At 71.0% G+C, this 14,174-nt stretch carries 11 protein-coding genes; 8 read left to right on the top strand and 3 right to left on the bottom strand.

Annotation, left to right across the window (positions count from 1 at the left end; all coding sequences use genetic code 11):
- The first annotated feature begins 23 nt into the window (after window positions 1-23).
- From AC5WRT_RS31235 to AC5WRT_RS31210, 6 genes are all read left to right on the top strand, one after another.
- Window positions 24-998 carry an SDR family NAD(P)-dependent oxidoreductase gene (locus AC5WRT_RS31235; protein ID WP_496097474.1) on the top strand — a complete coding sequence of 325 codons (975 nt, stop codon included), beginning with the start codon at window positions 24-26 and terminating at the stop codon, window positions 996-998.
- Window positions 995-2,134: a DegT/DnrJ/EryC1/StrS family aminotransferase gene (locus AC5WRT_RS31230; protein ID WP_496097473.1), complete on the top strand. Its 1,140-nt coding sequence runs from the start codon at window positions 995-997 to the stop codon at window positions 2,132-2,134. The genes AC5WRT_RS31235 and AC5WRT_RS31230 overlap by 4 nt, the downstream gene beginning before the upstream one ends.
- Window positions 2,131-2,841 carry an acetyltransferase gene (locus tag AC5WRT_RS31225; RefSeq protein ID WP_496097472.1) on the top strand — a complete coding sequence of 237 codons (711 nt, stop codon included), beginning with the start codon at window positions 2,131-2,133 and terminating at the stop codon, window positions 2,839-2,841. Before AC5WRT_RS31230 ends, AC5WRT_RS31225 begins: the two co-directional genes overlap by 4 nt.
- Window positions 2,838-3,956 carry a DegT/DnrJ/EryC1/StrS family aminotransferase gene (locus AC5WRT_RS31220; protein ID WP_496100819.1) on the top strand — a complete coding sequence of 373 codons (1,119 nt, stop codon included), beginning with the start codon at window positions 2,838-2,840 and terminating at the stop codon, window positions 3,954-3,956. The genes AC5WRT_RS31225 and AC5WRT_RS31220 overlap by 4 nt, the downstream gene beginning before the upstream one ends.
- Window positions 3,957-4,027: 71 nt before the next feature.
- Window positions 4,028-7,630: a DUF4082 domain-containing protein gene (locus tag AC5WRT_RS31215; protein ID WP_496097470.1), complete on the top strand. Its 3,603-nt coding sequence runs from the start codon at window positions 4,028-4,030 to the stop codon at window positions 7,628-7,630.
- 71 nt (window positions 7,631-7,701) lie between these two features.
- Complete coding sequence (locus tag AC5WRT_RS31210; protein WP_496100818.1) at window positions 7,702-8,748, top strand: glycosyltransferase family 2 protein; 1,047 nt, start codon at window positions 7,702-7,704, stop codon at window positions 8,746-8,748.
- 14 nt (window positions 8,749-8,762) lie between these two features.
- On the opposite strand, the gene AC5WRT_RS31205 is transcribed toward AC5WRT_RS31210, so the two are convergent.
- A complete protein-coding gene (locus AC5WRT_RS31205) occupies window positions 8,763-9,434 on the bottom strand; it encodes a YveK family protein (RefSeq protein ID WP_496100817.1) in 672 nt (223 codons plus the stop codon).
- A 125-nt stretch (window positions 9,435-9,559) separates the two neighbouring features.
- Between AC5WRT_RS31205 and AC5WRT_RS31200 the strand changes: the two genes are divergently transcribed.
- Window positions 9,560-11,584: an O-antigen ligase family protein gene (locus AC5WRT_RS31200; protein ID WP_496100816.1), complete on the top strand. Its 2,025-nt coding sequence runs from the start codon at window positions 9,560-9,562 to the stop codon at window positions 11,582-11,584.
- Window positions 11,581-12,480 (top strand): glycosyltransferase family 2 protein, encoded by a 900-nt coding sequence (locus AC5WRT_RS31195; protein WP_496097466.1) that lies wholly within the window; start codon window positions 11,581-11,583, stop codon window positions 12,478-12,480. Before AC5WRT_RS31200 ends, AC5WRT_RS31195 begins: the two co-directional genes overlap by 4 nt.
- Before the next feature lie 29 nt (window positions 12,481-12,509).
- Here AC5WRT_RS31195 and AC5WRT_RS31190 read toward each other — a convergent pair whose 3' ends face one another.
- Window positions 12,510-13,493: an SAM-dependent methyltransferase gene (locus AC5WRT_RS31190; protein WP_496097465.1), complete on the bottom strand. Its 984-nt coding sequence runs from the start codon at window positions 13,491-13,493 to the stop codon at window positions 12,510-12,512.
- Window positions 13,487-14,164: a class I SAM-dependent methyltransferase gene (locus AC5WRT_RS31185; protein WP_496097464.1), complete on the bottom strand. Its 678-nt coding sequence runs from the start codon at window positions 14,162-14,164 to the stop codon at window positions 13,487-13,489. The genes AC5WRT_RS31190 and AC5WRT_RS31185 overlap by 7 nt, the downstream gene beginning before the upstream one ends.
- Window positions 14,165-14,174 lie beyond the last annotated feature (10 nt).

Below are 14,174 nucleotides of genomic sequence, written 5' to 3'. Positions count from 1 at the left end.
ACATCACTGAGAGGGCACGTCAGTTGAGCAGCGTACGAGGTAAGAAGATCCTGGTCACCGGGGGAGCGGGCACCATCGGCTCCAACCTCGTCGACCTCCTGGCCGAGGGCGGCGCCCGCGAGATCGTCGTACTCGACAACTTCGTGCGCGGTCGGCGGGCCAATCTCGCCCAGGCTCTGCCCAGCGGCGTCGTGGAGGTCGTCGAGGGCGACGTCCGGGACGCCGCCACCGTGCGGAAGGTCACCGAGGGCGCCGACCTGGTGTTCCACCTCGCCGCGATCCGCATCACCCAGTGCGCGGAGGAACCCCGGCTCGCCAACGAGGTCCTGGTCGACGGCACCTTCAACGTCGTGGAGGCGGCGGCCGACGCCGGGGTGGCCAAGGTGATCGCCTCGTCCTCGGCATCCGTCTACGGCACGGCCGAGACCTTCCCGACGATCGAGCGGCACCACCCCTACAACAACGACACCTTCTACGGCGCGGCCAAGGCCTTCAACGAGGGCATGCTGCGCAGCTTCCACGCCATGTACGGCCTGGACTACGTGGCGCTGCGCTACTTCAACGTCTACGGCCCCCGGATGGACATCCACGGGCTGTACACCGAGGTGCTCATCCGCTGGATGGAGCGCATCGAGGCGGGCGAGCCGCCGCTGATCCTCGGCGACGGCACGCAGACCATGGACTTCGTCGACGTCCGGGACATCGCCCGCGCCAATGTGCTGGCGGCCGAGTCGGACCTCACCGACGAGGTGTTCAACATCGCCAGCGGCACCGAGACGTCGCTGAAGCAGCTCGCCGAGGGCCTGCTGGAGGCGATGGGCGCGACGGGCCTGGAGCCGGTGCACGGGCCCGCCCGCGCGGTGAACGGGGTGACCCGGCGCCTCGCCGACACCACCCAGGCCGCCGAACGGCTCGGATTCACGGCGCGGATCGACCTGCGTACGGGGCTCGAGGACCTGGTGAAGTGGTGGCGTGCGGAGCGGGAGGCGGCCAAGTGAGCACCGACCGCGTTCCGGTGATGATCCCCTGGCTCGGCGAGGAGGAGGCCGAGGCCGCCTCCGACGCCGTGCTGTCCGGGTGGGTGGCCCAGGGCCCCCGCGTCGCAGCCTTCGAGCGGGCCTTCGCCGAGCGGGTGGGCGCCGGGCACGCCGTCGCCCTCAGCTCCTGCACCACCGCCCTGCACCTGTCCCTGGTCGCGCTGGGACTCGGGCCAGGCGACGAGGTCGTGGTGCCCTCCCTGTCCTTCGTCGCCACCGCCAATGCCGTCCGGTACGTCGGGGCCGAGCCCGTCTTCGCGGACGTCGACCTCGCCACCGGCAACCTGACCACCGCCACCGTGGACACCGTCCGCACCCCGCGCACCAGGGCCGTCCTCGCCGTCCATCAGGGCGGCGTACCGGCCGACGTGCACGCCCTGCGCGCCGCCTGCGCCGACTGGGACCTGCCCCTGGTCGAGGACGCGGCCTGTGCCATCGGCTCGACCGTCGGCGGCAAGCCCGTCGGCCACGGCGCGCTGCTCGCCGCCTGGTCCTTCCACCCGCGCAAGCTCGTCACCACGGGCGAGGGCGGCATGATCACCACCGACGACGCCGAGTGGGCGGCCCGCCTGCGCCGGCTGCGCGAACACGGCATGAACGCCTCGGCGGCGGACCGTCACGCGAGCGACAAGCCGGTCCTGGAGAGATACCTGGAGGTCGGCTTCAACTACCGGATGACGGACGTGCAGGCCGCGATCGGTCTGGTCCAGCTCGGCAAGCTCGACACGATGATCGCCCGCCGCCGCGAGCTCGCGGCCCGCTACGCCACGCTGCTGGACGACATCCCCGGCCTCAGCCCCGTACGGGACCCCGCGCACGGGCAGAGCAACTTCCAGTCCTACTGGGTGCTGCTGGACGAGGACTTCCCCGTCAACCGGGACGACCTGCTCGGCGCGCTCGCCGCGGCCGGTGTCTCCGCCCGGCGCGGCATCATGGCCGCGCACCTCGAACCCGCCTACGCCGGCCGTCCCTGTGCTCCGCTCCCGGTCACCGAGCGGCTCACCGGCGACTCGCTGATCCTGCCGCTGTTCCACACCATGACCGAGGTTCAGCAGGACCGCGTCGTGGCCGTACTGCGCGAACAGGCCGGAAGATGAGCGGGCTGCTGATCGTCGGCGCGGGCGGGTTCGCCCGGGAGACCGCGGCGGCCGTGGACGAAGCGGGCGGGTACGAGCTGCTCGGACACCTCGACGACGATCCCGCCCTGCACGGCACCGAGGTGGACGGAGTGCCCGTCCTCGGCGGCAGCGAACTGGTCCACGAACTGTCCGACGTCCACGTGGTGGTCTGCGTGGGCAACCCCCGGGACTACGCGGCGCGCGCCCGGCTGGTCCGTCGGCTCGGACTGCCCGAGGACCGCTATGCCACCGTGATCCACCCGACGGCGGCGGTGCCGGCGGCGAGCTCCGAGATCGGGCCCGGCTCCGTGCTGCTCGCGCACTGCGCCCTGACCGCCGCCGTACGGGTGGGCGCCCATGTCGCCGTCATGCCGCACGTCGTCCTCACCCATGACGACGTGGTCGAGGACTACGCCACGCTCGCCTCCGGCATCCGCCTGGGCGGGGGAGTGCGCCTGGAGGAGGGCGCCTACGTCGGCTCCGGCGCCCTGATCCGGGAGGGTACGACGGTTGGCGCCTGGTCGCTGATCGGGATGGGCAGCAGCGTGCTCGATGACGTGCCGCCGGGCGAGGTGTGGGTGGGGAGCCCGGCCCGGCGGCTGCGCGCGGCGGACGCGCCCGCGCTCGACGAATGCGCGAGCCGTACAGGACTCGCGCCGCGACCAGTGGGGGGACCGCTGACATGAACCAGATTCCGCTTGTGGACCTCAAGGCGGCCCACGAGGAGGTCGCCGACGAGGTACGCGCCGGATTCGAACGCGTGCTGGCGGGCACCGCGTTCGTCGGCGGCGACGAGGTCCGCCGGTTCGAGCGCGAGTACGCGGACTTCGGCGGCGTCGCGCACTGCGTGGGCGTCGCCAACGGCACCGACGCCGTCGAACTCGCGCTGCGCGCGAGCGGGGTGGGCCCCGGCGACGAGGTCGTCCTGCCGGCCAACACCTTCATCGCCACCGCCGGCGCGGTGGCCAGGATCGGCGCCCGCCCGGTTCTCGCGGACTGCCTGCCCGACACCTGTCTCCTCGACCCGCAGGCCGCCCTGGACGCGGTCGGTCCGGCCACCCGAGCCGTCGTACCCGTCCATCTCTACGGGCAGATGGCCGACGTCACGGCACTGACCGCGCAACTCCCCAGTCACGTGAGGATCGTGGAGGACGCTGCCCAGTGCCAGGGCGCCACCCGCCACGGCCGGACACCGGGCAGCGGAGGGATCGCGGCCACCAGCTTCTACCCGGGCAAGAACCTGGGCGCCTATGGCGACGCGGGCGCGGTGCTGACCGACGACGAGGAACGGGCCGGCCTGGTGCGCGCGATCGCCAACCACGGCGGCGTCACCAAGTACCGCCACGACGTGCCCGGCTTCAACAGCCGTCTGGACGGGCTGCAGGCCGTCGTCCTGCGGGCGAAGCTCGCACGGCTCGCGGCCGGCAACGGGGCCCGGCGCGCGGCGGCGGCCCGCTACGACGCACTGCTCGCGGAGCTGTCGGCGGCCAGCCGGGTCACTCTCCCGTCGACCGCGCCGGGCAACCGCCACGTGTGGCACCTGTACGTCGTCCAGGTCGTCGGTGCGGACCGCGACGACGTCGTCGGCAAGCTCAACGCGGAGGGCATCGGCGCGGGGGTGCACTACCCCGCGCCGGTCCACCTCACGCCCGCGTACCGCCGTCTCGGGTACGGCCCGGGGGACTTCCCGAACGCCGAGAAGGCGGCCGGACGGATCCTGTCCCTGCCGCTGTACCCGCAGATCACCCCCGACCAGCAGCAGCACGTCGTGGACTCGCTCACCGACGCGCTCACCGGCTGACCGGCCCCGCTCTCCACGCTTCATCCGGCGCCTCACGGGCCGGTCCTGCACAGCACCGCTGAGAGGTACACATGAACAGATGGAGCAGACGGATCCGGGGCCTGCGCCTCGCCGTCGTGGCAGCACTCGTATGGGCGGTGCTCCCGCAGGCCGTGACCGCCCACGCGGCCTCCGACCCGTGCGGAGCGGGCTCGAACCCCGTCGTCTGCGAGAACTCCAAGCCGGGCAGCCCCATGTCCGACTGGTTCGCTCCCAACGCCTACGGGGACATCAAGGGCTTCTCGACTAAGGAGAGCGTCCAGGCCGGGGACACCGTCCAGTTCAAGGTCCAGTCGCCGGTCGCGTACCACATCGAGATCTACCGGCTGGGCTGGTACGGCGGTGACGGCGCGCGCGAGATCTCGACCGCTGCACAGGCGGCGGTCACCTACCCGGCCAACTACACCACCAAAGCCACGAGTTGCAGCGTCAAGAGCAGCACGGGGCTGGTCGACTGCGGCAACTGGCCCGTGACCGCGACCTGGACGGTGCCCAGCGACGCCGTGTCCGGCCTCTACATCGCCAACCTGACGCAGAACGACAACGACGGAGTGATGCCGTACCCGTTCGTCGTCCGCAACGACTCCAGCACCTCCGACCTGGTCGTGCAGACCAGCGACCAGACCTGGCAGGCCTACAACGACTACGGCGGCCAGGACCTGTACGGAGGCGGCGGCCCCGCACCGGACGGCCGCGCCTACGAGGTCAGCTACAACCGGCCCCTGGACATCGGTGGCGACAACGGCATCTACGGCTCCGAGTACATGATGCTGTCCTGGCTGGAACGCAACGGCTACGACGTCAGCTACCTGTCCGGCGTGGACGTGTCCGCGACGAACGGCGCCGCCCTGTTGGAGAGACACAAGGTGTACATGTCCTCCGGCCATGACGAGTACTGGACGCAGAGCCAGTACTCCAACGTCCTCGCGGCCCGGAAGGCCGGCGTGCGGGAGGCCTTCTTCAGCGGCAACGAGGTGTTCTGGAAGACACGGCTGGCCCCGAGCATCGACGGTACGAACACGGCGGACCGGACCCTGGTCTGCTACAAGATGACCAAGATGGCCCAGAACAACGGCATCGCCGACCCCAGCGGCGTCTGGACCGGTACCTGGATGGACCCGGCCAGCACCCAGTACGGCCAGACCTACCAACCGCCGAACATCCTCACCGGCTCGATGTTCCAGGTGAACGGCTACCGCAGCGACGCCATCACCGTTCCCGGCTCGTACGGCAGGAACCGGATCTGGCGCAACACCTCCATCGCCGGCCTCACCGCGGGCCAGACCGCCACGTTCCCGACGGGCACCCTCGGCTACGAGTGGGACAGCGACATCGACAACAGCACCCGGCCCGCCGGGGCGATCGACGTGTCGTCCACCACCGTGGACATCAACGACGGCAAGCTCCGCATGGACTGGGGCAACGTCTACGGCAACGGCACGGCGACCCACAACCTCGTCGAGTTCCGCGACCAGGACTCCGGGGCCCTGGTCTTCGGGTCGGGGACCGTGCAGTGGTCGTGGGGCCTGACCAACGTGCCCACGAGCGACCCCGCCGGCACGGTGGTCACCGAGGACTCCCGGATGCAGCAGGCGACGATGAACATCCTCGCCGACATGGGCATCCAGCCGGTGACCCGACAGAGCAACCTCGTCGCCGCCACCGCCTCCACCGACACCGCAGGACCGGCCGTCACCGTGACCGCCCCGGCCTCCGGGGTGACCGTCCCGGCACTGAAGCCGGTCACCGTCAAGGGCACCGCCACCGACTCCGGCGGCGGCGTGGTGGCCCGCGTCGAGGTGTCCACGGACGGCGGAACGACCTGGAAGGCCGCCACCGGCCTGACCTCCTGGAGCTACAGCTGGACCCCGACCACGCCGGGCCCGGCATCGATCAAGGTCCGCGCGGTCGACGACAGTGTCAACATCGGTGCCGTCACCACCGTCCCGTTGACCGTCGGCCCCCAGGCCTGCCCGTGCACCGTCTGGCCGGCCTCCGCGGTACCCGGCACCGTCAACGCGGGCGACGGCGGCTCGGTCGAACTCGGTGTCAAGTTCCGTACCACGGTCGCCGGTTCGATCACCGGTGTCCGCTTCTACAAGTCGCCCGCCAACACCGGCACCCACATCGGCAGCCTGTGGACCGCCTCCGGCACCCGCCTGGCGACGGGCACCTTCACCAACGAGACCTCCTCCGGCTGGCAGCAGCTGAACTTCGCCTCGCCGGTGCCCGTGAAGGCCAACACCACCTATGTCGCCTCGTACTTCGCGCCCAACGGCGGATACTCCTACGACGGCGGCTACTTCGCCGACAGCGACGCCGGCCTGGCCCCGCTCACGGCCCTGAGGTCCGGCACCGACGGCGGCAACGGCGTGTACCACTACGGTTCCACCAGCGCCTTCCCTTCCTCGCAGTCCTCCGGCAGCAACTACTGGGTCGACGTGGTACTCGACACCTCGACGGCCAGTACGGCCCCGCCCACCGTCACCTCGACCTCACCGACGTCCGGGGCGACCGGCGTGTCGATCACGTCACCGGTGTCGGCCACCTTCAGCTCGGCCGTCGACGCCGACACCCTGACGTTCACCCTGAAGGGCCCGGACGGCAGCACCGTTCCGGGCAGCACGACGCTTCCGGTGTCGAACAAGGCGACCTTCACGCCGTCGACGGAGCTGGACCTGAACAGCACGTACACCGCCTCCGTCCAGGCCACCGACCTGTGGGGCAACGCCATGGCGGACCCGGTGACGTGGACCTTCACCACCAGCTCCACCCCGCCCGCGGTGACCTGCCCCTGCACCCTGTGGAACTCCGGCACGGTACCCGCGACCACCGACATGACCGACGACCCCAACTCCGTGGAGCTGGGCACCCGGTTCACGTCCTCGGCGGACGGCTGGGTCACCGGCGTCACCTTCTACAAGGGCACCGGCAACACGGGCACCCACACCGGAAGCCTGTGGACCGACGACGGCACGCTGCTCGCCAGCGGCACCTTCACCAACGAGACGGCCTCCGGCTGGCAGACGCTGACCTTCGCCACGCCGGTGGCCGTCACCGTCGGCACCCCGTACGTGGTCTCCTACCACGCGCCGAACGGCAACTACGCGGTCGACGGCGGCTACTTCGCGGCGGCCCACCAGTCCTATCCGCTCACCGCCACGGCCGACACCACCACCCACCACGACGGGCTCTACAAGTACGGCACCGACTCGTCCTTCCCCACCGGTTCCTACGGCTCCGCCAACTACTGGGTGGGCCCCGTCTTCACCGCCGACAACCCGAGCGCGTCCCTGTCGACGGCCACCGCCTCGGAGGTGACCGCGTCCTCGGTGACGCACACCGCCGACGCGGCGAGCGCCCTCGTCATGGCCCTGCCGGACAAGGCGGCGGTGTCGTCCGTCAGGGCGACCGTGACCGTCCTGAACGGCTCGAAGGCCGCGAAGGGACTCCACGTCACGGCCGTCGTCTCCTACGACCGGGCCACCCACGAGGTGTCCGTCCACCTGTCCGCCCCGCTGCCGGACGGCACCCGGTTCACGATCACGGTCGCGGCCCGGGACAGGCACCGGCACCTGCTGAAGTCCCACAGCTGGACGCTGACCGGCAAGACCGTCCGCAAGAAGAAGAACTGACCGACCAGAGCGCACCGGTGGCGGCCTTCGCCGAACGCGAAGGCCGGCACCGGGGATTGGCTTCGCCACCGATGAGCACCGTCAGTGTTGTGATCCCCTGCTACAAGTACGGCCATTTCCTCGCCGACTGCGTCAGCAGCGTCCTGGACGAGCAGGACGGCGTCGACGTCCGGGTGCTCATCGTCGACGACGCCTCGCCCGACGACTCGGCGGAGACCGCGCACAAACTGGCCGCCGCCGACCCGAGGATCGAGGTCCGGGTCCACGAGACCAACAAGGGCCACATCGCCACCTACAACGAGGGGCTGCTGGAGTGGGCCGACGGCGACTACGTCGCCCTCCTCTCGGCCGACGACCGGCTGGTTCCGGGCGCGCTGGTCCGGGCCGCCACGCTCCTCGACGCCCATCCCGAGGCAGGGTTCGCCTACGGGCGCCCCCTGCGCTTCGGGCACAGCGGCCCGCTGCCCAAGGCCCGCACCCGCAGCACCGGTTCGGTCGTCTACCCCGGACAGTGGTGGCTGGAACGCCGCTTCCGCGAGGGCACCGGCTGCATCACCTCACCGGAGGTCGTCGTCCGCACCAGCCTCCAGCGCACGGTCGGCGGGTACGACCCGAAACTGCCCCACGCCGGCGACATCGAGATGTGGATGCGGCTCGCCGCACACGCCGACGTCGGCTACATCCGCGGGGCCGACCAGGCCTTCTACCGCGTCCACGGCAAGAACATGTCCACCACGGACTTCGGTGGTCAACTGGACGACCTGCGCCAGCGCCTGGTGGCCTTCGACTCGGTGCTCGCCAAATGTGCCGACCGGCTGCCCCGGGCCGACCGGCTCGCCGAGCAGGTCCACACCCGGCTCGCCCGCCACGCGCTGCGCCGGGCCTACCGGGCCTACGACCGCGGGCGGACGGACGTCGTCCCGGTCGACGACTGCGTGGCCTTCGCGGAGCAGTGTCTGCCCGCGTACCGGGCACTGCCCGAGTACCGCGCGCTGCGGCTCAGACGGCGGATCGGCCCCAGGGCGATGCCGTATCTGCAGCCGCTGGTGTGGTCGGCCGTGACCGACCGCGGGCGGGAGTGGCTGTGGTGGGAGTCGTGGAAGCGCCGTGGTATCTGATGCACACGAGGAACTCAGCCCGCGAGGGCAACCCCGTCGCCGTGGCGGCGCGCCTGAGGGGAGCCCGGCTTCCCGTCCCTGCGCCGCAGCGCGTACCGGTCGCACCAGAGCGCGCCCAGGATCCCGCCGGTCGCGCCCAGCAGTGCCGTACCGGCCAGCGCACGGGTCTTGGTCCCCTGCACCGGGGCGGCGCTCGGCGCCACCAGGACGAATGCGCTGATCCGCGCAGCGGGCGCGATCCCCTGGGCCTTCTGAAGATCCGCCACATGCCGGGAGTAGACCTCGATGACCCGCTGGACCGCCGTGTCGGCCTCCACGGCGTCACTGCGCTGCGCCTGCACCTGCACCGAGGGGATCAGATAGCGCGGTGTCGCGCTGGTTCCGCTGTTGCGCGGGACCAACTGGTACGGCCCGTGCACACCGGCGGCGTCCAGCTCCTGGTGCCCGGATGGCGACTCCAGTTGCTGGATGACCCCGTACGAGAGGAGGGCGAGCGGCGGTTGAAGGTTCGTCAGCTGGTTCGGTTGGTTCCCCGTCACCGGCGGTTTCAGGACGACCACCGCCGAGGCGAGGTACCGCGGGGCGGGGTGCACCACCCGGTAGGCTCCGGCGGCCGTCACGAGGAGTGCCAGCACCAGCACGTACCAGCGGCGGAGCAGCGCTTCGGCGACATCACGAGGCGACACAGGGAGTCCTTCCGTCGCCACCGATCCTCGCAGGCGCGCAGGTCCGCCGCCACCGGATCACGCAGCCTGGGCCGGACACCGGCCCGGACGTCCCCTCTCGTGGCACCGGGCCGGGGGGAGTTCTCATGAGCCTTGCCGACATCTGGGCGATCATGCGCAGGCGCTGGTACTTCATGGTGCCCCTCACCCTGCTCAGCCTGCTCGCCGGCGGGTACTTCTACCGGACCATCCCGGTGTCGTACGAGTCGCGGAGCTCCGTCACCCTGCTCGACTCGCGGGCCGTCGCCGACCTCGCGCCGACCTTCGGCAACCCCCTGTCCAACGCCGGCGGTTCACTGGTCGTCACCGCCGACGTGCTCATCAGGACGCTCCAGTCCGGCGACTCGGCGAAGGAACTGCACTCCCGGGGTGTCACGGACCGGTACACGGTCGGTTTCGCGCCGGACGCCGACAGTCCGCTGCTGACCCTGAGCGTCACCGGAACCGACCGGGCGAAGGTGCTCCGGGAGAGCACCACCCTCACCAGCTACGCCGGGGAGCAGATGAAGGCCCTGCAGGCCGCCGCCAAGGTGCCCGCGGTGTACCTGGTGCAGACCGCGCCGGTCGTGCTGCCGCAGACACCGGTGTCACAGTCGAAGAGCCGGTACCAGGACATCGCCGCGGTCGTCATCGTCGGCGTCGTCAGCGCGTTCCTGCTGTCCATCCTGGCCGAGGGCGTCGCGGTGGTCCGCCGCCGGGGACGCCCCCGGCCCCCGTACGTGGCCCGGCGGTACCGTGCCCGGTCGCCCGAACGGCCCACGGGCCTGCTGGTGCGGAGGCTGGACGCCACGACGATCCTCACCGGCTATCTGGCGCTGGCCTTCTTCGTGCCCTCGAACCTCACCCTGCCCGCACTGGGCGGCGTCGGCACCCCGGCCAACGTCTTCGCCCTGCTGGGACTCCTCTGGTATCTCGCCACCTGGCTCGGCGGCCGCATTCTCCCGGCGCCGGGCACCAGGCTGCCGCGCGTGGCGATGTGCGTGCTCGCCGCCGCGGTGCTGCTGTCGTACCTCGCGGACGCCACACGCGACAGCTCGCACGAGGAGGTCCTCGGAGCCGACCGCGGACTCATCGGGCTCGCAGTGTGGGTGGCGCTGGTGGTGCTGGCCTCGGCCGGCATCCAGGAGCGCAGCCGGCTGGAGACGCTGATGCGCCGGCTCGTCGTCCTGGGCACGGTGGTCGCCCTGATCGGCTACTACGACTTCTTCGCCGCGACCAACATCGCCGACTCCATCCACATCCCCGGACTGCACTCGAGCACCGCCGGGATCAGCGCGATGGACCGCGGCTCGTTCACCCGGCCGCGCTCCACGACCGCTCATCCGCTGGAGTTCGGGGGAATGCTGGCCATCCTGGTCCCCTTCGCCGTCCACCAGGCGTTCGACCCGGTACGGCGGCACGCCGGCGCGCTGCGCCGCTGGGCCCCGGTGGCGATCATGGCGGGTGCGCTGCCGCTGACGGTGTCCCGGACGTCCATCATCGGCGTCTTCGTCGTGATCCTCGTGATGGTGCCCCGCTGGAGGCCGCAGCGCCGCTGGGCCGCGATCGGGCTGATCCTGGGCTCGGTGGCCGGCTTCAAGGTGATCATTCCGGGTCTGATCGGAACCATCACCAACCTCTTCGCCAGCTTCCTGTCCAACTCCGACAGCAGTACGCAGGCGCGCACCGTGAAGTACAGCGCCATCGTCCCCTACCTCAGCGAACGCCCCTGGTTCGGACGGGGTTTCGGCACCTTCACGCCCGACCTGTACTTCTTCACGGACAACCAGTACATGCTGACCCTGGCCGAGACGGGCGTCGTGGGGCTGGTCGCGCTGCTCGTCCTGTTCGTCACCGGGATCCACACCGGCGGCGCCGTCCGCCGGCTGGCCCGCACCGAGTCCGACCGGGAACTCGGGCAGGCCTTTCTCGCATCGGCCCTGGTCGCCCTGGTCATCAGCGCCACCTTCGACGCTCTCAGCTTTCCCATGTACGCCGGCATGTTCTTCCTGACGCTCGGCGCGGGCGGCAGCTACCTCGGCTTCATCCGCCGAGAGGCGGCCGCCGCCGCAGAACCCGCACTACACAAGGCATCCGAAGCCCAGCTCCCCCACCTCGCGGAGTCCCGATGAGCCCCGTCGCCGTCCTCGTCGTCACCTGGAACAGCGCCTTGGTGCTCCCCGGGTTCCTCGCCGCGCTGCCCGACGGCATGGCCGGCCTCGACTGGCGGCTCGTCGTCGCCGACAACGCCTCCCGCGATCACACCGTCGAGGTGCTCCGGAGACTGGCCCCCGAAGCGACGGTCGTCCAGACCGGCCGCAACGCCGGGTACGCGGCCGGTGTCAACGCGGCGCTTCGCGCGGCCGGTGAGTACGGCGCCGCTCTCGTCTGCAACCCGGACATCCGCATGCGGCAGGGCTGCGCCAAACGTCTCGTCGACCGGCTGGGGGACGGTGTGGGGATCGCCGTACCCCTTCTCTACGAGGAAGGCCGGGACACGCCCCACTACTCCCTGCGGCGCGAGTCGAGCGTCCTGCGTGCCCTCGGCGAGGCCGTCATCGGCAACACCCGGGCCGGCCGTTTCCCACGCCTGAGCGAGCTGGTCACCGATCCCGCCGCGTATCGGCGTCCCACCCGCGCGGACTGGGCGACCGGCGCGCTCATGGCCATCTCGGCCCAGTGCCTGGCCGCGTGCGGACCGTGGGACGAGTCCTTCTTCCTCTATTCCGAGGAGACGGAGTACTGCCTGCGGGCGCGGGACCTGGGCCATGCCACACAACTGGAGCCGAGCGCCGAGGCCGTTCACCTGGGCGGGGACTCCCAGGTGTCACCCCGCCTGTGGACCCTGCTCACCCTCAACCGCGTCCGCCTCTACCGTCGCCGCCACGGCCCCCTGGCCACAGCCGCCTTCCGTGCAGCCGTGCTGCTGAGGGAGGCCTCCCGTGCAGCGCTGGGCCGGCCGGCGAGCCGGGCGGCAGCGACCGCTCTCCTCAGGCCAGGCGCTCTGCACGCGACGCCGGGCCCGTGAAGCCCCCCAAGAGGCGGCGGGGCTTGTCTTCAGCTCGCGCTCCGGCGTCGGCACACCATCGCAACGAAGTCGTGCCCCACCTCCGCCAACGCGGCGTCCTCCACCGCGAAGCATCGTTCCAGCAGCGTCAGCGTCTCCGGTTCCTGGTCACGGAAGTGGTGCGCGATCCCGGAGAACGCGATGTGCAGCACCGTGCCGCCGTACGGCCGTTCCTCGACGACCTCGAAATGGCGTCGCAGACCCGGCAGCAGGCAGGCCGCGTCGACCGCCTCCGAGGGGTCGTCCAGGACCATCGACAGCCTGCTGGGCCGTACGACGCGGCGCTTGATCCGGCCGTCGGGCAGCCGGCGTCGTTCTTCGGGGAGCTGGGCCAGCAGGGCGTTCGCGGCGTCCAGTTGGGCGTCGGTCCACTGGAAACGGGTGGGGCCGACGAACTCGTCGACCACGAACAGCCCGTCCGGCTCGATCAGTCCGGCCAGGCGCGGCAGGGTCTCGCCGAGGTGGTCGAAGTGGTGCAGCGACTGGAGGCCCAGCAGCACGTCGAAGCGCTCGCCGTCGGCGGTCATCCGGTTGACGTCGGTGACCCGGAAGCGCAGGACGTCCGCGAGACCGTTCTCGGCGGCGGCGCGGGTGGCGAAGTCGATCCGCTGCTGTGCCACGTCCACGCCCTCAAGAAGGGAGAACGCGCCGGTCTTCGCCCACAGCAGCTCGTTCCCGCCGGTGCCGCACCCCAGCGAAAGGCCGCGCAGACCGGTACGCGGCGCGAAGTGCTCGGCGGCGACGTACTCGGGGAACGACGTGTCCGCGTCCCCGGTCATCAGCAGGTTCCACCGCCTGATCACCGCCGGTATCGCCCACCACTCGGTGAGTGAGGGGTCGACCTGGGACCAGTGCTGGACCACGCGCGCCCCGCCGCGCACCCGCAGCTTGGCCAGGACACGGTCGACTTCCAGCTTCCGCACCTTGCGCAGCAGTCGGTCCGCGTCATGCCTGTTGACCAGGTTGTTCAGCATCCCGGACCCCTTCGCACGGCGATGAGCGACTTCGTCGCGCCGAGCACCCGCTCGCTGAGCAGCGCCGATCGTGGGAACAGGTAGCGCATCTCGGCGCGGGTGAGCAGTTCGATGTTGATCACGGCGTTCATCGCCGACTCCGGGCTGTCGGGGCGGCTGTGGACGAGCGGCCAGTGCCGCACCAGGCGTGCCCTCGCGGCCAGGGGCAGGAACTGGAAGCCGGGTGCCACGAAGTGCGGTTCGACGGGGAAGTAGCGGTACGGCGTCTGGATCCAGTGCAGCGGCGCCAGTTGCTCGACGGCCGCGACGAACCTTTGGCGCTGGCTGGGGCCGCCCACGTGCTCGATGGTCGAGTTGGAGAACACCAGGTCGTAGCCGCCGGTACCGCCCAGTTCGGCGGCGACCGCCGGATCGGTGACGTCGGCGACCTCCACGGTGATCCAGTCGGGCAGCTCGCCGGGGTGCTCCTCCAGGTTGATCAGGTGGACGTGCTTGGCGCGCACCGGTGCCCGCAGCCACATGTCGGCCGTCCCGCCGAGGTCCACGACGCGCATGCTCTCGACGCCGGGGAAGCAGCGTCGGAACCGCTCCCAGCGGGCGATGCGGAGTCGTTCGCCCAGTGAGCCGGGTGCGTCGACGAATCTGTTCCTGAGAGCGCGGGAGCGGGGCATGGGATCGACC

The organism is Streptomyces sp. NTD91 (assembly GCF_059510455.1).
Note: the sequence above shows the minus strand (reverse complement) of the source record. Positions and strands in the feature narration are given on the sequence as shown.